Source organism: Nitrosomonas europaea (assembly GCF_900167395.1).
GTDB classification, from domain to species: Bacteria; Pseudomonadota; Gammaproteobacteria; order Burkholderiales; family Nitrosomonadaceae; genus Nitrosomonas; species Nitrosomonas europaea.
Genome location: NZ_FUWK01000047.1, coordinates 1 through 18,268, shown reverse-complemented (window position 1 = coordinate 18,268; position 18,268 = coordinate 1). Strand labels below are relative to the sequence as shown.

The 18,268-nt window shown below is 51.6% G+C and carries 24 protein-coding genes; 12 read left to right on the top strand and 12 right to left on the bottom strand.

All coding sequences use genetic code 11. The features are described from left to right. From B5D58_RS11935 to B5D58_RS14465, 3 genes are all read left to right on the top strand, one after another. On the top strand, positions 1–283 hold a 283-nt coding region (locus B5D58_RS11935), incomplete at its 5' end, for an integrase core domain-containing protein (RefSeq protein WP_143779586.1). A 140-nt stretch (positions 284–423) separates the two neighbouring features. Further along, positions 424–780, top strand: a complete 357-nt coding sequence (locus B5D58_RS14470) for a glycosyltransferase family 2 protein (protein ID WP_086935135.1) — start codon at positions 424–426, stop codon at positions 778–780. Next, a complete protein-coding gene (locus B5D58_RS14465; protein WP_143023777.1) occupies positions 719–1,492 on the top strand; it encodes a glycosyltransferase family 2 protein in 774 nt (257 codons plus the stop codon). Before B5D58_RS14470 ends, B5D58_RS14465 begins: the two co-directional genes overlap by 62 nt. Positions 1,493–1,517: 25 nt before the next feature. Here B5D58_RS14465 and B5D58_RS11925 read toward each other — a convergent pair whose 3' ends face one another. The 8 genes from B5D58_RS11925 to B5D58_RS11895 all read right to left on the bottom strand — a co-directional run bounded on the left by B5D58_RS11925 (position 1,518) and on the right by B5D58_RS11895 (position 6,917). After that, the gene (locus tag B5D58_RS11925) at positions 1,518–1,865 is read right to left on the bottom strand and encodes an arsenate reductase family protein (protein ID WP_011112232.1); all 348 of its coding nucleotides are present in this window, start codon (positions 1,863–1,865) and stop codon (positions 1,518–1,520) included. Positions 1,866–1,874: 9 nt separating this feature from the next. Further along, positions 1,875–2,393 carry an invasion associated locus B family protein gene (locus tag B5D58_RS11920; protein ID WP_011112233.1) on the bottom strand — a complete coding sequence of 173 codons (519 nt, stop codon included), beginning with the start codon at positions 2,391–2,393 and terminating at the stop codon, positions 1,875–1,877. Between the two features lie 71 nt (positions 2,394–2,464). Continuing rightward, positions 2,465–2,722: a DUF2024 family protein gene (locus tag B5D58_RS11915; RefSeq protein WP_011112234.1), complete on the bottom strand. Its 258-nt coding sequence runs from the start codon at positions 2,720–2,722 to the stop codon at positions 2,465–2,467. 58 nt (positions 2,723–2,780) lie between these two features. Continuing rightward, complete coding sequence (locus tag B5D58_RS11910; protein WP_234989079.1) at positions 2,781–3,425, bottom strand: O-methyltransferase; 645 nt, start codon at positions 3,423–3,425, stop codon at positions 2,781–2,783. 48 nt (positions 3,426–3,473) lie between these two features. Continuing rightward, positions 3,474–4,754: an O-antigen ligase family protein gene (locus B5D58_RS11905; protein ID WP_234989078.1), complete on the bottom strand. Its 1,281-nt coding sequence runs from the start codon at positions 4,752–4,754 to the stop codon at positions 3,474–3,476. Between the two features lie 61 nt (positions 4,755–4,815). Further along, complete coding sequence (locus tag B5D58_RS14210; protein WP_234989077.1) at positions 4,816–5,088, bottom strand: FkbM family methyltransferase; 273 nt, start codon at positions 5,086–5,088, stop codon at positions 4,816–4,818. Positions 5,089–5,132: 44 nt separating this feature from the next. Further along, the gene (locus B5D58_RS14205) at positions 5,133–5,597 is read right to left on the bottom strand and encodes an FkbM family methyltransferase (RefSeq protein WP_011112238.1); all 465 of its coding nucleotides are present in this window, start codon (positions 5,595–5,597) and stop codon (positions 5,133–5,135) included. Between the two features lie 27 nt (positions 5,598–5,624). Further along, positions 5,625–6,917: a hypothetical protein gene (locus B5D58_RS11895; RefSeq protein WP_074671344.1), complete on the bottom strand. Its 1,293-nt coding sequence runs from the start codon at positions 6,915–6,917 to the stop codon at positions 5,625–5,627. 184 nt (positions 6,918–7,101) lie between these two features. Here B5D58_RS11895 and B5D58_RS11890 point away from each other — a divergent pair, with 184 nt between their 5' ends. The 7 genes from B5D58_RS11890 to B5D58_RS11860 are packed head-to-tail and all read left to right on the top strand — an operon-like array spanning position 7,102 to position 12,218. Beyond that, positions 7,102–7,860 carry a 3-deoxy-manno-octulosonate cytidylyltransferase gene (locus tag B5D58_RS11890; protein ID WP_011112240.1) on the top strand — a complete coding sequence of 253 codons (759 nt, stop codon included), beginning with the start codon at positions 7,102–7,104 and terminating at the stop codon, positions 7,858–7,860. Between the two features lie 19 nt (positions 7,861–7,879). Further along, positions 7,880–8,641: an HpcH/HpaI aldolase family protein gene (locus B5D58_RS11885; protein WP_011112241.1), complete on the top strand. Its 762-nt coding sequence runs from the start codon at positions 7,880–7,882 to the stop codon at positions 8,639–8,641. Continuing rightward, positions 8,638–9,573 (top strand): phosphoglycerate dehydrogenase, encoded by a 936-nt coding sequence (locus B5D58_RS11880; RefSeq protein WP_011112242.1) that lies wholly within the window; start codon positions 8,638–8,640, stop codon positions 9,571–9,573. Before B5D58_RS11885 ends, B5D58_RS11880 begins: the two co-directional genes overlap by 4 nt. After that, positions 9,566–10,510: an NAD-dependent epimerase/dehydratase family protein gene (locus B5D58_RS11875; protein ID WP_011112243.1), complete on the top strand. Its 945-nt coding sequence runs from the start codon at positions 9,566–9,568 to the stop codon at positions 10,508–10,510. Before B5D58_RS11880 ends, B5D58_RS11875 begins: the two co-directional genes overlap by 8 nt. Then, the gene (locus tag B5D58_RS11870; RefSeq protein WP_011112244.1) at positions 10,507–11,163 is read left to right on the top strand and encodes an HAD family hydrolase; all 657 of its coding nucleotides are present in this window, start codon (positions 10,507–10,509) and stop codon (positions 11,161–11,163) included. The genes B5D58_RS11875 and B5D58_RS11870 overlap by 4 nt, the downstream gene beginning before the upstream one ends. Beyond that, positions 11,145–11,831, top strand: a complete 687-nt coding sequence (gene pgl / locus B5D58_RS11865) for a 6-phosphogluconolactonase (protein WP_011112245.1) — start codon at positions 11,145–11,147, stop codon at positions 11,829–11,831. Before B5D58_RS11870 ends, pgl begins: the two co-directional genes overlap by 19 nt. A 24-nt stretch (positions 11,832–11,855) precedes the next feature. Continuing rightward, positions 11,856–12,218, top strand: coding sequence for a DMT family protein (locus B5D58_RS11860; RefSeq protein ID WP_011112246.1), 363 nt, complete (start codon positions 11,856–11,858; stop codon positions 12,216–12,218). A gap of 47 nt (positions 12,219–12,265) precedes the next feature. On the opposite strand, the gene B5D58_RS11855 is transcribed toward B5D58_RS11860, so the two are convergent. Together B5D58_RS11855 and glk are read right to left on the bottom strand one after the other, a co-directional pair. After that, positions 12,266–12,919: a DUF4126 domain-containing protein gene (locus B5D58_RS11855; RefSeq protein WP_011112247.1), complete on the bottom strand. Its 654-nt coding sequence runs from the start codon at positions 12,917–12,919 to the stop codon at positions 12,266–12,268. Positions 12,920–12,979: 60 nt separating this feature from the next. Continuing rightward, positions 12,980–13,987 carry a glucokinase gene (gene glk, locus B5D58_RS11850; RefSeq protein ID WP_011112248.1) on the bottom strand — a complete coding sequence of 336 codons (1,008 nt, stop codon included), beginning with the start codon at positions 13,985–13,987 and terminating at the stop codon, positions 12,980–12,982. 264 nt (positions 13,988–14,251) lie between these two features. On the opposite strand from glk, the gene epsC reads away from it, so the two are divergent. Together epsC and B5D58_RS11840 are read left to right on the top strand one after the other, a co-directional pair. After that, positions 14,252–15,178 carry a serine O-acetyltransferase EpsC gene (gene epsC / locus B5D58_RS11845; RefSeq protein WP_011112249.1) on the top strand — a complete coding sequence of 309 codons (927 nt, stop codon included), beginning with the start codon at positions 14,252–14,254 and terminating at the stop codon, positions 15,176–15,178. An 86-nt stretch (positions 15,179–15,264) separates the two neighbouring features. Next, positions 15,265–16,446, top strand: coding sequence for an NnrS family protein (locus tag B5D58_RS11840; protein WP_234989076.1), 1,182 nt, complete (start codon positions 15,265–15,267; stop codon positions 16,444–16,446). On the opposite strand, the gene B5D58_RS11835 is transcribed toward B5D58_RS11840, so the two are convergent. Continuing rightward, complete coding sequence (locus B5D58_RS11835) at positions 16,443–17,711, bottom strand: O-acetylhomoserine aminocarboxypropyltransferase/cysteine synthase family protein (protein ID WP_011112251.1); 1,269 nt, start codon at positions 17,709–17,711, stop codon at positions 16,443–16,445. The two genes, B5D58_RS11840 and B5D58_RS11835, sit on opposite strands and share 4 nt — an antisense overlap. A gap of 225 nt (positions 17,712–17,936) precedes the next feature. Next, a partial coding sequence (locus B5D58_RS11830) for an IS1595 family transposase (RefSeq protein ID WP_143779572.1) occupies positions 17,937–18,268 on the bottom strand: 332 nt, incomplete at its 5' end.

Genomic DNA, 18,268 nt, shown 5'->3' with positions numbered 1-18,268 from the left:
CAATGACATCGAACATTCCAAAACGAAAGCCAATCATCCGCAGACCAACGGTATTTGCGAACGCTTTCACAAAACCATCTTGCAGGAGTTCTACCAGGTGACATTCCGGCGCAAGATTTACCAGTCCATTGAAGAGTTACAACACGATCTGGATGATTGGATGGCGTACTACAACAGTGTGCGGACTCACCAGGGAAAAATGTGCTGTGGACGCACCCCGATGCAAACTTTAATTGACGCTAAGGAGATATGGGACGATAAAATTACCGAATTGAATAACTGAATCTGATCTAACAGGCACTCGTCAAATCGGGTAACTGTCAGATCAGATCTCAACTACTACACCTGAAGCAATGAGTATTTCTACAATGTCCCTGCATTGCAGAAAGAAAACTCTCCTCTCATAAAGCCGGTTCCCAAGCTATGCTGGACGAAACAGCACGATCTTGCTCAAAACGTATTGACGTCATAATACCGGTTTACAATGCACCTGTTCTAACCAGGCGCTGTATTGATTCCGTCATTACTCATCTCGGGAAATCCATACACAGGATACTCATCCAGGATGATGCATCTGACAGTGAAACACGTGCAATGCTGGATCATCTGCCCTACTCATGTGTGGAAGTTTTTCACGCAGAAAAGAATGAGGGTTTCGGCACAGCAGTCAATACAGCTGTCAGCCGGTCTGATGCATTTTATGTATTGATTCTCAACTCTGACACTGAGGTCAAACACAATATCCTGCCCCTCCTCTGCTCTGCTCTGCTCTGCTTTTGACGCAGATCCGAAGCTGGCGGCCATTGTTCCCGCAGGAAACAGTTACGACAATTTCGACCTTGGCCGTTATGCACTGTATCCCGGCAACTATATCCGCACCTACTATTTACGCGGACATGCTTTCCTGATACGTCGCGATATTTTCCTCGCAATCGGTGGATTTGACCCGATCTTCGGTCGCGGGTACTACGAAGATATCGATCTTGGGCGTCGTCTTGATCTCAATGGCTGGCGTTTCGGAGTCCACCCCGAAGCTCATATTCACCACAAAAAGGGGGGATCATTTGGTGATGATCGCTTCCCATTATCCCGGCACAACCGCGCTGTTTATCTGTCTCGTTACCCGAAAGCACAGCAAAACCTACTGTTACTTACAACCAACTGCGCACTGACAGATCTTGGTGAAGAACTTATCAGTACTATAGATCAGGTTCTTCACGATGGCGGCTATGTTCACTGGCTAACACCAGCACGCTCAAGCCGGTTAACCAGTCTGCAAATATACAACCATGATCTGAATTTGTACTCGGCAGTCAGAATCCTGCTGCGAGGCTGGAAACGTGCAGACAGACAGGTTACAGAAATCTGGATCGCACCGGAAACTCCCTTCTTTCTTCGCACACTGCTGACTGCCTGGGGAAAATGGCAGAACCTTAAAGTTTTGTTACTCAAACAAGCTGCAAAACTAGACTCTGTTACTGAACCTGGTTAAAATAAGCTATTGAGTCAGTCTTAACTCAGTTATCCAGCAGCTTTTTTATTCTTTCTGGTGGTCGTCCCAGTACTGCGCTGTCACCCCGAACGACGATCGGGCGTTGAATCAGATCAGGATTTGCCGCCATCAGCCGTAACAGCTCATCGTCATCCACTGATTCCGTACCTCTAGCAAGCGGTTCATCTGCACGCAACAGATCTCTCACCGAAATACCCAGTTTACGCACGAGCTCACGTAACACTTCGACCGTCAGCCGGTCGTCATAATAATTGATACTATCAAACTCTCTGCCACTTTCTTTGAGAATGGACAAAGCTTCACGGCACTTGCTGCAGGTTGGTTTCTGATAAATGGTTATTTTATCGCCCATGTATCCATCTCACTTGATCCCACATTCTTTGGAAATAGCAGTGTAGGCTGCAGTTGATCCTTTCAGACCAAAAGTATCGGTTGTGGCCGTTCCCTGCGAGGAAGTTCCACTTACCACCATCTGACTGCCTCCGCGTATCGCTGCTACCAGTTTGTTATCGATTGCCGAATCAGGCGCCCATGCAGTCTCATTCTGGGTAAACAGTTTGAAACGCTGATTACCAATGCTGACCGTCACTTCACTGCTCTGCTTATAAGGATAGCCCGCAACAAAGCTGAACACATTTTTACTTTTCTCGGCAGGACGGTGCGTAACCAGTGCATAAACTGCTCCACGCTTAGTATAGTTGCCTTCCTCTTTCTTAGGCTTGCCAACCATATAACAAACCTTGCTGCTGTCTTCCGTGTAAACATAGGCAATCCAGTCATCGAACTCCCCGATTACCTCAGGATCAGCAGCCTGTACCAGATTACTTGTCATAAAAGAAACGGCTGACAGCATCAGTACTTTTGCGAATATCCGTCTCATTGCATCAGACTCCATAATTATCGGCATAGTCTGGCCCGACATCCGGGTGCGGGCCGTTTACCCGTGGTTTATCAGTTACATCCTTCCATTTTATAAATGAAGTAGCCATTCTGTTTAATTGCTTCAATCACCTCATCAGGTGCTTTCTGGCTGTGGCAGAAGCGACATTCCTCACTGGTTACGGTTGCCCCTTCTTCTCCGATCGAAGAAAGCCATTGTTTTGCAAATTCAATAGCCTTTTTGTCATCCCTGACATCAGTGAATACATCAAAATGCATAACATGCCCGTCTTTGGCTTTGACATAGGTATCGTATACATGAATTTGCATGAAAAACTCTCCTTGACAAGAAATGGTAAAAAAACAGAAACGGCCGAATACTGACCTATTATGCCATTTTTCTACGTGCCACGATAACGCCATCACGGGTTGGGTTGATAAAGGCATCAAACTCCGGGTCTGTCAAAATCAACCGGTTATGCTCTCTGATTGCTTTTGTCCAGTCCGGTTTGGCATCTGCAGAATCTTCCACAGCGACCCAGCCATGCCACAATACGTTGTCGGCAATATACAAACCACCAGAGCGGATTCGTTCTCGGGCCATCAGCCAGATATCGGGATACCCCCCTTTATCGGCATCGTTGTAGCAGATATCGAAATTCCCATCTGTCTGGCCAAATATGTCCTGAGCATAGCCTGTACAGAACCTCACCCTCTCCCACAACCCGGCAGCAGCGAGGTATTGTTCCGCCTGTTCCCGATTGAGCGGATTACTATCCGTACAGACAACCTGCCCACCAGGCCCGACTGCCCTGCCAAACCAGTAGGCAGAATACCCATACCCGCTGCCAAACTCGAAAACCCTGCGCGCTCCAATCATTTTTGCGTAAATCTCCAGCGAGATGCCGACAAGCCTGCCGACGATCGGGAAACTTTTTTCCAGCGCAAACGCTTCCATCTCATCGAGAACCGGGTGATCAGACCGTCTCGCCAGTGTGTGCATGTAATGTTCGATGATCGGGTCAACAATCATCAATACTATCCGGTTCATCAGCAGTGAAAATCCGGGAAATCTGCACGGTCAGGCACTCATCAAAAACATTTGCGGATTCTGATTTCCATTCCTCTCACCGCTCGTATATTTCTGCCCGATTCTGTCAGGGTCTTCCCTGTATTTCCGCCAACAAACGGCTATGGCTGTCACTGTCAGCAGAAATGGCGGAGTTCCACTGTATAACAAAAAAGTATCAGTCAATCCGGATATGCAAATGAAACACACGATTGCACTACCTAACAAGGCCATCCGGTTTTGCCTGAAAATCTGAAACCAGCACCATAGTAAAAACACGAAGGCCAGTATACCCAGCAACCCGAGATGCATACCAATCTCGATCAATTCATTGTGGAAATGTGCAGTTTCCTGAAACTCCGGCAGATTTCTGTAGATTCCCTGCTTATAAGTGATGATGCTGTCATCAAAATACTTTTTTGCCATACCGGAGCCATGTCCCAGCAACGGATGTTCAGCAATGCCATGCAGGCCGACATCCCACATTGCAAGCCGGTAACCCACACTGGTTTGATAGTCCCCTTGCTGGAAAGATCGCAAATCTGTGCCAGCCTGCTGCAGCCTGTCATGAAAAATATCACTGCTGGTGGCAAACAAGATGACCATGGCCATGATTGCAGTCAAACCGCCCGTCAGCATTCTCCATTCCGCCCGGTATCGCAAAACGATCATCAGTAACAGTGCCATCAGGGTGGCAAGCAGTATCCCTCTCGCACTCTGATTGAACTGGAGAAATAACAGCAATATGGCTATCAGCCATGACAGAACCGACAACCATCTCTTTTCTCTCGATAATGTTTCCCAACCCAGAAAAACCGCCAGAATGACACCAATTCCCAAGGCTGCCGAATAGTGTAAATAGGACATGCCAAGCAAGGAAATTCCCTGCATTTCCTGCATTGCCCATTGATAACTGCCCAGTATCACCATACCCAGATAACTGCAAAGCAGTGCTCCAGTCACCCAGGGTAAACGTTCCCTGCTTAAAAGGGAGAACAGAGGGATGAACGTCAACAGGATAAAATATTTTCTCCACTTTCCCTGGAAAATCACTGCGGAATCGCTCCATAACAGGCCAAGCACCCATACACCGCAAAACAACAGGACGCCCAGAGCTAAGGGTTCTTTAATCAGATCGGAGAGTCTGGATATCCCCCCATCTGCCAGCCAGGCAATAACCAGCATACCCATTCCCCAGTAAATCACCCCTTTTGGCCACAGTGTGAAACAAAAAAATACCAGCGCAAACTTTGCCAGCAGATCACGCCAATTCAATACAATCTGATTTCTCAAAATAAGCCTGCCGGGTCACCTGATCCATTTTTTGTAATGATTAATACCCTATGCATAAACATTATGCCGCTGGATTCCGTTCAAACAAACAACATGTTTCACCCCAGTTCCGGGTGGTCTTTGTCTTTAATTTCAGACCGGCCTGTTGCATGATATCCGAAGCCGCCTGCTGCTCAGCATCTGTCCCTAATTCGACGATGACAGATTGAAGATTGGGGTGTTTCAAAACACTTGTGGCTGCTTTAAGAATCGGGATTTCAATACCATCGACATCGATCTTAATATAATTGGGATACGGAAACCCCCATCTACCGCACAAATCGTCCAGCGTCACGCCAAACATTCCCTGAATATGGGAAGTCGGTGCTCGCATAGCATCTATGGATTCCTGTCCGAATTGCGAACGGTTCCGCCAGGAATGAATTTGGGTACATATAACTTATCGAAACCGTTTGTACCGCCTATCGCTACACAATACGCGGTAATCAGGTCCTTCAAATCATTCAGATAAATATTCTTATTCAACGCATAGTAATTATTACTCTGCGGCTCAAAGGCAAAAATACGAATGTCATGACCCAATTTTATGGCTGGATAAAGCGAGTATTGGCCGATATTGGCACCGATATCGAAATAACATGAACCAGGCTCGATATTGTCAAGCCAGTCCAGCGTATCCGGTTCTTTGATGGAATAAGTACGAATACGTCTGAGTACACGCCAGTGATCCACCGTCAACCGTATCGGATAGCCTCTGACACGAACAGTTTTAGTACCCCCCTTGACTACATAACCTGCTACCACCAGGTTTTTCAGAAAACCAATCGAGAATAGATTACCCATCGCACCCTGCAAGATTGCATCGTTTATTTAGTTTTTCCGAAGTAAACTTTCTGCCTGCCCCTGTCCAATGGCTTCCAGCAGCATCACATATCGCGACAATACATCCTGCCCACCGACATCCAGCATTTCGCTGATGAACCGTTGCCGATGTGCTTCCACATAAAACCCATCACGACCTTTAGCGAGAACATCACTGATTTTCTGATATACATCATCCCGACAACGTAATTCTGTTTCCGGCATATAAACAGCAGCGGCAGAGCGCCCGGCGTGCAGATAATCTGCTGCCAGCACAGGCTTGCCACAGCGTATCGCTTCGAATACCACCGAAGTTGCCAGGTCGATACATATATCTGCCCAGTTCATGAGATAGGTGGAATGCACGGAATCATCCGCCACTTTTACGTTCGCCAGTTTTTTCAGTGATTTGCTGCGTGTCAGAGACTGTTTCCAGCCACTGCGGGTATGTGGCTTGATGATGATTTCCACATCACGAAAAGCGGCGATCAGATGAATGACCTCACTTACTTCCTCCCAGAAAGTAGTGAAGTTTGCTTTTCTCAGAAATATCACGATCCTGAGCCGATCCTCTGGTGGAGTCAACGGCGAAGGTGGCATCAATTCAGTCAGCCTGTCCAGCCATTTTTTACTGAAACGGGGGGAACCAAGCACGGCGATTGCATTCTCCGGCAGAAACGGACGGAAACGTTGTGCACACAATTCGTTTGGAACCACTACCCGATCGAAAATGCGCGCAGTTGAAAAGGTCATATCCGGTCCCAACCGCCACTCACCCCGCCGAATCAACTGATTGGCATGCGGGCTGTCGCCGTGCGGCAATGATACCGTGCCTACTCCCCGGTCACGCGCCATGGAAACGATCGTCTCCACCCACTCTGTCGCAATGACCGAATTACGTTCAATCCAGTCGAACGCCAACACGCCCTGTTCCCCATCCTTGAAGCTGCGGGCCAGCAGTATCCTGGTAACTTTTTGCCACAATGGTTTACGCCGCTCAGCACTATGGATCTCCGCCAGACGGCTTACGAGCGGGCCAATGAATGATCGGCGCAAATTTCCTGTCAGCAACAGCATCTGCAACCGCCAGGTGCCGTAAAGCCACCCTCCCAGCAACTCCCGAATATGCGCTACCCTGACACCTTCCAGACTTGCCAGGTAGCTGACACGGAAATCATGACGAAACTTGCCGGCCCCGATCAGTACTACATCACATGTATGGCCAGCTTCGACCCATGCAGTGATAACCGGTGTTATATGATCGATATCGTTATAGTGGCGCAGAAAAAATAAGGCTTTCATAGCTGTGTTATCATGCCACGCATTGGCGGGGGAAATATGATACCTGCAAAAATGCATCATTATAAAAGTACACAACGTTCCTACCCGGCACTTTACAGCAGTGTTCATTCATCTTGCTGACAGGACCTATTCCACTTGCTTCATTACATTCTGTAAATTCAGTTACCCACCCGAATTCACAATCATGAAAACAATCGCCATCATTCCGGCACGCATGGGCTCATCACGCTTTCCCGGCAAACCGCTGGCCCAACTGCTGGGGTACACCATGCTGGAGCATGTTTACCAGCGTGTTGCTATGAGCAAGTCGCTCAGTGCGACTTATATCGCCACCTGCGATGAAACGATCCGGCAGGCCGCAACCGCCTTTGGAGCGCCCGTCATCATGACCTCCGACAGTCACGAACGGGCCAGCGACCGCATCGCGGAAGCCGTCGCACACACCGATGCCGATCTGATCGTCATGGTGCAGGGAGATGAACCAATGGTTCACCCTGCCATGATCGATACCGCCGTGGCACCTTTCCACACTGATCCGGAACTGGAATGCGTCAATCTGACACGACGTATCGACGATGAAACCGATTTTCGCAATCCCAATACCATCAAGGTCGTCATGGATCAGCAGGGAAATGCACTGTACATGACCCGCCAGCCGATTCCGACACTGGCTCCCGGCGGCTTTGGCGCAACTGCTGTCTACAAGCAGGTATGTATCATTCCATTTACGCGCACCTGCCTGATTGAATACAGTCAGCTGCCACCCACGCCGCTGGAACAACTTGAATCGATCGATATGCTGCGCCTGATGGAGCATGGCCATCATGTCAGAATGGTGGAAACCAGTCATGACACGCAGGCAGTCGATACCGAAGCTGATCTGATACGTGTCGCAGGGTTGATGGCCACTGATCCGCTGCTGGCTGAATACCGAAAATACTGACATACTGACCGGAATTCCCATGTCATTAAAAACCCGACTCGCCCGCCACGAACTGACCATCGGTTCATGGATCACCCTAGGTCATCCCTCGATTGCCGAAATCATGGCCAAAGCCGGTTTCGACTGGCTCGTGCTCGATACTGAACACAGTGTGCTGGAACTCAGTGAAGTACAGGCCATCATTCAGGTACTGGATGGACAGCAATGTCCGGCCATCGTGCGGCTGACTTCCAATCACCCCGATCAGATCAAACGTGTCATGGACGCCGGTGCAAGCGGGATCATGGTACCCATGATCAAATCCGCGGAAGATGCCCGTGCTGCAGTCAATGCCGTTTATTACCCGCCTGAAGGCACCCGCGGTGTGGGGCTGGCACGCGCTCAGGGCTACGGTTCAGCTTTTCAGGCATATCGGCAATGGTTGCGTGACAACGCCGTCGTCATCGCGATGATCGAACATATCCAGGCCATCGAAGATATCGATGCGATTCTGTCCACCCCCGGTATCGATGCCTATATCATTGGCCCCTATGATTTGTCAGGGTCGATGGGACGACCGGGTGAGCTGGAGCATCCTGATGTCCAGGCGGCCATCCGGCAGATACTCCAGGCCGGAATCCGTCATCACAAGGCAGGCGGAGTTCATGTCATCGAACCCGATCCGGCCATGCTGCAACAGCGTATCGAACAGGGTTTCACCTTTCTGGGATACAGTCTGGATATCCGCATGCTCGATTCTCTCTGCCGTAACCATCTGAACATCATCAAAGCGCCTGTATGAGTAAAATCGTCGTTTCCACTTCATCTTTCGGCTTCGATCATAATCCGGCCATACAGCAGCTGCGCGCACAAGGTTTCACCATCACCGGCAATCCTTACCAGCGCAAACTCACCGAAGATGAAATCATCACCCTGTTGGGCAATGACACCGTTGCCCTGCTGGCAGGAGTCGAACCGCTTACGGAACATGTGCTGACAAGCGCCAGTGCTTTGCGCGTCATCGCGCGCTGCGGCACTGGCATGGATAATGTCGATCTGGAAGCTGCCCGGCGGCTGAACATCCAAGTTTCCAACACACCTGAGGCCCCGGCACAGGCTGTTGCAGAACTGACACTGGGGCTGATGCTCGACTGCCTGCGCCAGATCAACCGTATCGACCGCTCCGTACGCCAGGGGGAATGGCCTCGTTCACAAGGAAGGCTGCTGGCCGCACGCACAGTCGGCATCGTCGGGCTCGGCCATATCGGACGGCGAGTTGCGAAATTATGTCAGGCATTCGGCGCACAGGTCATCGCGCATGACCCCCATTTGCAACTGGCGCCTGACGGCGTCGAACTCGTTGCACTGACTACCCTGCTCGAACAGGCTGATCTCGTTACCCTTCATTTGCCTTATTCCCCGGCAGTTCACTATTTGATCGATGCCGAAGCCATTGATCGTATGAAACCGGGAACGATCCTCATCAACGCCGCCCGTGGCGGGCTGGTCGATGAAACTGCCTTGTGTGCAGCACTGAATACCGGCCATCTCGAAGCTGCTGCTCTGGACAGTTTTGAGCAGGAACCCTATCACGGGCCTTTATGCGAATGTAAACAGGCGATACTGACTTCCCATATCGGCTCACTGGCGCGAGAAACCCGGCAGCGTATGGAGATCGAAGCTGCAGAAAATCTGAAGCAGGGATTGATCGAAGCAGGTCTGATCGATGAGTGAAACGATACAACCCGGACAAACGGCTGTCGTACTTGGCGCAGGCGGCTTTCTGGGCAGCCATGTCGCTGATGCCCTGTCCAATGCGGGCTACAAGGTACGCCTGTTCGACCGTAACCCCTCCCCGTTCCGGCGATCCGATCAGGAAATGATCATCGGCGATCTGATGGATATCAGCCAGGTATCCAATGCTGTTCAGGGCGCTGCTGCCGTCTACAATTTTGCGGCCATCGCCGATATCGATGAAGCCCATGACAACCCGCTCGGTACAGCCAGCATCAATGTACTCGGCAACATGCATGCGCTCGAGGCGTCCCGGCTTGCAGGAGTGCGCCGCTTCATCTTTGCCAGCAGCGTATATGTCTATTCGGAAACCGGTTCTTTTTATCGTGCCAGCAAACAGGCAGCTGAACGCTTCACCGAAACCTATCACGAACGTTATGGACTGGAATATACCATCCTGCGCTACGGATCATTGTACGGCCGGCGTTCGGACAGGCGGAACGGTATCTACCGTATGCTGCACGAAGCCATACAGCAGCGTGCCATCACTTATCGTGGCAGTGGAGAATCGATCAGGGAATACATCCACGTCGAGGATGCTGCACGGATGAGCGTGCAGATTCTCGCCCCGGAATTTGCCAACCGGCACCTGATCCTGACCGGGCAGGAAAAGCTGCGCATACGCGATGTCATGACCATGATTTCAGAAATGTTACCCTGGAATGTCGATCTGCATTACGATCAGGCCAAACCGGGGCACCATTATCAGATCACGCCTTATGCATTTCAACCACGTGTCGGCCGCAAACTCGTGCTCAATGAACATGTCGATCTGGGCCAGGGATTGCTCGACTGCATCCAGGAAATTTACCAGCAGATCAGTCATGGCAACGAAGAAGGCGGTACGACTCCCTCTTCCACTGATAATCAGGCATGAATATAGCAACCCGCCCTGCTGACTACTGGCAGGCCATCATTTTTGATTTCGATGGTGTCATCGTGGAATCCGGTGACATCAAGGCGCAGGCCTTCGCTGAACTGTACCGCCACCATGGCGAAACGATCGCACAGGCTGCAGTCACCTACCATCGCGCCAATGGCGGTATGTCGCGCTACCTCAAATTTCACTACTTCCAGCAAAACCTGCTGAACTATCCTCCGCTTACCAAAGAAGAGGAACAGGAACTGGATCGGCGATTCTCCGAACTGGTCATGAACGCCGTCATTTCCTGCCAGCCGGTCGCAGGTGCGGAAGCATTACTGCACAGAATGGTGGATCAGATTCCGCTGTTCGTCGCTTCCGGTACACCGGAGAGCGAATTACGCATAATTGTCGAACAGCGCGACTTGTCCCGCTATTTTACCGAAGTGCGCGGTTCCCCCAGGCTGAAAGAAACACTGGTGGCCGATATTCTGTCCGCCTATCCGCTTGTACCCGAACGTGTATTGATGATCGGTGACGCGCTGGTTGATTACGAAAGTGCCCATCAGAACGGGATTGCATTTCTTGGCCGGGTCCGTCCAGGCGATGACAACCCCTTTCCGGAATCAGTCGAAATCGTGCCTGATTTATGTCCAGTAGCCATTTAGCCGAGCGTCACGCTTTCAGCGACTTATCCCTACTGTCCGAAGCATTGGCACAATCGGTTACCGTAACGCTGCGCAATGCAATCGAACGATACGGCAAAGCCAGCCTGGTCGTTCCTGGCGGACACACACCTGTGGTTTATCTTCCCCGGCTGGCGCAAATGGATCTTCCCTGGCAGCAAGTTTTCATTACGCTGAGTGATGAACGCTGGGTCGAACCGACCAGCGAGCAGTCCAATGAGCGACTGGTACGCGAACATTTCCTGCAACATATGCAGCAACAGCCTCATTTCATCGCTCTCAAAACCGGGCATATCCATCCCGATCAGGCAATTACCGACATCGATGCACGCCTGGCAGAATTACCGCAGCCATTCAGCCTGGTCATCCTCGGGCTGGGAGAAGATGGCCATATTGCCTCGCTGTTTCCCGGTATGGCCCTCAATCCCGATACCACCAGCCTGTGTCAGACTGCTACCCCCCCGGCAGCGCCCTCTTTACGTATCAGCCTGAGTCTGCACGCACTCATCAACAGCGACCGCATCATTCTGGTGATTACAGGAAAAGAAAAAAGGCAATTAATTGATCGGCTCATCGAATCGCCCGATCAGAACATACCGTTTGTCCGGCTCATGCAATTCAAACCGGTAGAATTGTTCGAAACGGATTAACGAAACAGGGCATCGGATTTCACCATGCGCGAGATTGGACTTACCATCGGGTTGCTGTCCATCAGCAATGTATTCATGACATTCGCCTGGTATGCACACCTGAAGGATCTGAGTACCAAGCCATGGCTGGTAGCAGCGCTGATCAGCTGGGGAATCGCATTCTTCGAATATATGCTGCAGGTACCGGCAAACCGTATCGGGTTCAATGTTTTATCCCTCGGGCAGCTCAAAATCCTGCAGGAAGTCATCACCCTGTCGATATTCGTTCCTTTCAGCCTGTTCTACATGAAGGAACCACTCAAACTCGACTACCTCTGGGCGGGATTATGCATCCTTGGCGCCGTATACTTCATCTTTCGCGGTAATATGGCAGATGCAGGAAGTTGACCATCTCAACGGCCTGCCAGGATTGAAAACAGATACCCGCCAGACGGTTACTTTTCTTCCTGCCCGACGCTATCACCGGTAGAAACCGGTGGAGAAGTAATCCTCAGGAATCGTGCCATTTTCATCAGCAATCCCCTGATCAGCGTCCACAGTTTTGGCAGCAGCCAGATCGCCAGGCCGATGAATCCAATAAACAGGATGATGAACAGGATCGGGTGATTCAGCGCCGTCCACAGCCCGGCAATCACCATCAAATCCTCGCTGATCGAGGCAGTCCAGTTGGTTACCGGCTCGGGTGAAGTATTGATCATCAGGCGTGTACCGGTTTTAGTGGCATGACTGGTTGCCGCGGTACCACCACCGAGGATACCCGCGGCAATCTCCAGCGCGGGGGAAACGTCTCCTACTGCACCGGCTGCCAGCATAGCACCGGCTGGAATACGTACGAAGGTATGTGCCGCATCCCAGATGCTATCCACGCCCGGGATCTTGTCGGCAAAAAACTGGATCAAGTACATAACTGCCGCCGCCCCGATCACGAAAGGATTCTCCAGTACCGCCAGCTCATTTGGCAAAGCGATGTTGCCGGTGGCACCTCCCAGGCCGAGTATCAGTAATGCGGCATACAGATTGATCCCGCTCGCCCAGGAACTCCCCATGGTCAAGGCCAGTGTCGCAATCAGGGTTTCATAACCGTTCATTCAGCTATCCTTCGGCTACTCTGCCATCTTTGCAGATGCTATTCTTCATTGTTGCCTTCATTACTGCCGGGATGATACAGTCTGATGCTGCAGCATGCGCTGCGCAAGCAGTCCGGCACCCAGCAGACCGGCCTTCGGATTCATTACCACATACACAGGAATATCACGCACCAGCGCACTGTATCGTCCCTTGTTGCAAAACGCCTCGATGAAACCGGATTGCTGCAAAATCCGGATGATACGTGGTGCGATCCCTCCCGCAATATAGACACCACCGCGGCACAACCCCGCCAGCGCCAGGTTGCCCGCATAAGTACCGTAAATTTCCACGAACAGATCCAGCGCCTGCAAGGCAATCGGGTAGTGATGTTCGAATGCCAGACGAGTCACGGTGGCTCCATCGTCGACGTTCAGTTCGATACTTTTGAGATGAGTCCCTTCAGTGGCGCGGGTTTGCAGAAAATTGAAAATGTGGGTCAACCCCTGGCCGGAAAGCAGCCGCTCGATCGAAACACGGTGATACCTGACCATCAGATACCGGAGCAGTTCGATCTGAATGGCACTGGTCGGTGCAAAATCGATATGTCCCGCCTCAGTCGCAAGGGGCTCATAGTACTGGCCGCGCCAGGCCAGCCAGGCAACGCCCATACCGGTCCCTGCTCCCAGCACGACACGCATTGCCGAAGAAGAAGGTTTACCGGCCTGCAATGTAATCAGATCATCCTGCGGCAATATTTCTATGGAAGCTGCTGTTCCCTCGAAATCATTGATAATTTTCACGGCGGGAATCGAAAATTTTTCTGCAATGCCGGCTGCACTGATCATCCAGGGCAGATTGGTCAGATGAACCTGTTGTTCAACGATCGGCCCGGCTACTGCCAGGCAAGCAGCAACCGGCTGGCAGCCGGATCGCTCCAGAAAATCTGCCAGAATGGCGTCAAAATCATCGTACTGGTGACTGTCATAGAGATGCTCATGATGGAATTCAACCTCTTCACCTCTTACCACGGCAGAACGTAACAGAGTCTTGGTTCCACCGATGTCGCCAGACAACAGGTACTGATCCATCAATTATTTTCCTCTTCTTCGGTTAAGGAATCTCTGATTAAGTCCCACATGGCTGCACACTGGCGCAACACACAATCGATCATTCCAAGCGTCAGTCAACAATCTCAAGGTAACAAAAGTAACGCGGGCGGGTACAATAGGCCGCCTGTTTTTCCAATTCCACAGCCATCGGGCCGGGCTGATTCCCGGCATGGCCGGCAGGTTCTCCGGGCAACATTTTCCCGGGTATTTATTGTTTGATCATGATAAAAAACAGGGGGTATTGTGACAGATATCAGTGTTGCAGGCGATTTGCTGCTGAAGAGCACGCATTTGCAGATCAACGAAGTCGTGGCTGAATTGCGTAATGTACGCACTACCGCACTTCTCGACCGGCAGGGGCACCTCAAGCCGCCCCGGCTGCCTTCCCGCAAAATTCTGGCCGGGGTCATCGAAGGCCTGCGCACGGCCTTGTTCCCCAATCGACTGGGACCTTCTGATCTGGCAGTGGAAGGAGTCGACCATTATGTCGGCCATATCCTGAATTCAACGTTACGCGCCCTGCTGGTCCAGATTCAGCACGAGCTGCACTTCAACTCGGGAACCGAAGAGCTCGATCAGGAAACTTATGCGCAAGCGGCTGAAATCACCCAGGCATTTGCTAAACGGCTGCCTGCAGTCCGCCGCCTGCTCGATGGTGATGTTCTGGCTGCCTATGAAGGTGATCCGGCAGCACGGGGAATCGATGAGGTACTGGTATGTTATCCAGGTGTTGCTGCCATTACCTGGCACCGGCTGGCACACGAACTGTATCAACTGAATATGCCGCTGATCGCCCGTATGATTTCGGAGATCGCTCATTCGCAAACCGGTATCGAAATCCATCCGGGTGCACAGATCGGCGAACGTTTTTTCATCGACCACGGTACTGGTGTCGTCATCGGTGAAACTTCCATCATCGGCAGAAACGTACGCCTGTATCAAGCTGTCACTCTGGGTGCAAAACATTTCCCGGTAGATGAAAACGGCACACTGGTAAAAGGAATCGCCCGCCACCCCATCGTTGAAGATGATGTCGTCATCTATGCCGGGGCAACCATCCTGGGACGTATTACCATCGGGCACGGTTCCACCATCGGTGGTAATGTCTGGCTGACACGCAGCGTACCCCCCGGCAGCCTGATTACCCAGGCGCAAACGCACAACGACTAGAACACCGCAGATCCACCGCTGCTGCACGGCACAGGGAATCACTCCGGCGTGCTCCTTTCCTGGAAACCGTTTACAGCAGCATGACAATGAAAATGAATACGGCACAATCAGGCAACGGATCTTCCCGGTATCTTCCGGGAGAAACCAGGGCGTACGCCCACCGCTGGTTTTTTACGGCAGCGTGCATTTATGCAGCACTCATCATCCCGCTGACCCTGCTGGCAAGGCACGGTTTCGGCCCTGCTGTACTGTCTGTGCCAACCGGGCACGCTTTTGAAATGCTGTTTGGTCTTGCTCCGGCGCTGATTGCAGGCTACCTGCTGGGACCCATGCCCGCCCGGCGACTGGTATGGTTTCTGTGTTTCTGGCTGCTGGCAAGAATAGCGGGCCTGATTGCTCCTTTTGCCTGGCCTGCGCTGGTATTCAATGCGTTGTTCGTCATACTGTTTGCCCGGCAATTGCTCCCCCGCCTGTGGGCTGCCAAAAAATGGCGTAACCGCTCACTCGTCCCGTTACTCGGTCTGATCTGTGCGATCACGATTGCTGTCATTCTGGCCGGCCGGCTCGATGAATACCTGCTGCACCGTTATCTGATCGATGAAAGCGTGCAACTGTTTGCGTTGCTGATGCTGTTCATCGGTGGCCGTATGCTGGCACCCGCCGCTGCTGGAGAATTTTATCGCCAGGGTATGGAGCTGGGGGCCAGAGTACAGCCCAATATCGAAGCAAGTTTGATCATCACTATTGCAGCCGCTTACCTGTTGGCGCCTGTAGCTGTCCCGTTTTCCGGCATGCTGTTGATTCTCTGTGGCGTACTGGCAGGTATACGCCTGTTCCGTTGGCAATTATGGCATTGCCTGGCACGCCCTGATCTGATCTGTCTCGGGCTGGGTTATGGCTGGCTAGCGCTGGGACTAATATTGCTGGGATGGGCAAAACTGGATGGCGGCAGTCATTTCAGCACTGCAGTACATGCCATTACCGTCGGGGCACTGGGTACCCTGGCGACCAACGTCATCGTGCGGGTAACGCTGCTGCACGTAAAACAATACCCTTCACGCATACCGCAAATCGTCATCATGACGGGATTCATGTCGATCGCCGCCGTAACGCGCATGGCGGCAGATTTCAGTAATTACCGGGAGACACTGCTGATAATAGCCGCCTCAGGCTGGAGCATCGCCTTCCTATTCGCGTTACATGTTTTATTGACAAGCCGTACTGCACCACAGGTAAAACCCACCCAAAACCCGTCGACAAATTCCTAATCCTGGAAAGCCTGCTCTACATCGGCAATCAGATCGTCAATATGCTCGATGCCGACACATAAACGCACCAGATCAGCACTGACACCGGCTTTTGCCAGTTCTTCATCATTGAGCTGACGGTGGGTGGTCGTCGCCGGGTGGCAGGCCAGCGTTTTGGCATCCCCGATGTTGACCAGCCGTTTGATCAGCATCAGTCTGTCCATAAAGCGAGCACAAGCCTCGCGCCCGCCCTTGATGCCAAAACTCAGAATCGATGAGGGAATACCGCCATCCATGTATTTCTGCACCAGTGCGTAATCACGGTTATCTTCAAGGCCGGCAAAATTGACCCAGCTGACTTTGGGATGCCTTTGCAGATAACGTGCAATCGCCAGCGCATTGGTGCAATGCCGTTCCATCCTCAACGGCAGGGTTTCGATACCTTGCAGAATCAGAAAAGAATTGAAAGGTGAAATTGCCGCTCCCATGTTGCGCAACGGTACCACACGCGCACGGCCGATAAACGCAGCCGGACCAAATGCATCCACATAAACCACACCGTGATAGCTGGGATCAGGTTGGTTGAATTGTGGAAAACGCGAGTTGCCTTCCCAGGGGAACTTGCCGGAATCCACGATGATTCCGCCGATGCTGGTGCCGTGACCACCCATGTATTTGGTCAGCGCATGGACGACGATATCGGCACCATGTTCGAAAGGACGACAAAGCACCGGGGTTGGTACGGTATTGTCCACTACCAGCGGCACGCCCGCTGCATGCGCCACTTCAGCCAGTGCGGCGATATCCACCACATTACCGGCCGGATTTCCGATCGACTCGCAATAAATCATTCTGGTATTGTCATCGATGGCATCGGCAAAAGCGGCCGGATTACGACCATCCACCATGCGAACTTCAATACCCAGATTGGGCAACGTATGGCAAAAGAAATTATAGGTGCCACCGTAAACCTGGCTGGTGGAGATAATGTTGTCGCCCGCCCTGGCCAGAGTCTGCACACAGGCTGTAATGGCGGCCATGCCGGAAGCCATGGCCAGCGCTCCCACTCCTCCTTCCAGTAACGCCACTCTTTCTTCCAGGACAGCAGTAGTCGGGTTCATGATGCGTGTGTAGATGTTACCCTGCACCTTCAGATCAAACAAATCAGCCCCGTGCTGAGTATCATCAAAATAGTAGCTGGTGGTCTGGTAAATGGGGACCGCGACTGCATGAGTCTGCGGATCGCCGGCAAAACCGCCATGAATGGCGAGTGTTTCCCGTTTCATCGTATTTCCTCTGTCAATAATCTGTTTACGTCGTCTGCACCCGTTCTGAAGCAGATCCTCCACTTCATCGAGGCCAAATAAATACCCGAATTTCAAAAAGGTGCACTCTTCCGGATGTTTCCCGAAGTTTATAACCCGGTACCAGGTATTACTATGACTATGGAATCCAGCAGTGAAAAGTGTTATGACTGCAGGTACCAATATAAACAATAAGCTTACAAAAGGCTATGTATTCGTTAACAGTTGAAACTGATTTTCCCGGCCGAGAGCGGCTTGCAGTGGGACAATAGGTGAACTGAGATTTTCCTGTTGATCGAGCCACCTGAACCATCCGAGGTAATTTTCCAGATACCGGGTAGCAACGCCATGGAATCGTTTCATCCATTGTTTGAGCCGGCTGTGGTAAGCGTTAACGTTCTGAATATGATAGACACCAGCGATGACTCGAACCCCGGCAGCAAGATTGACGGGACGATGGGTGATTCCAAGACTGCGGGCCACGGATCGATAAACAGCCGCACCATCGCTGCAGAAAATGACATCTTTTTCCAGAACAG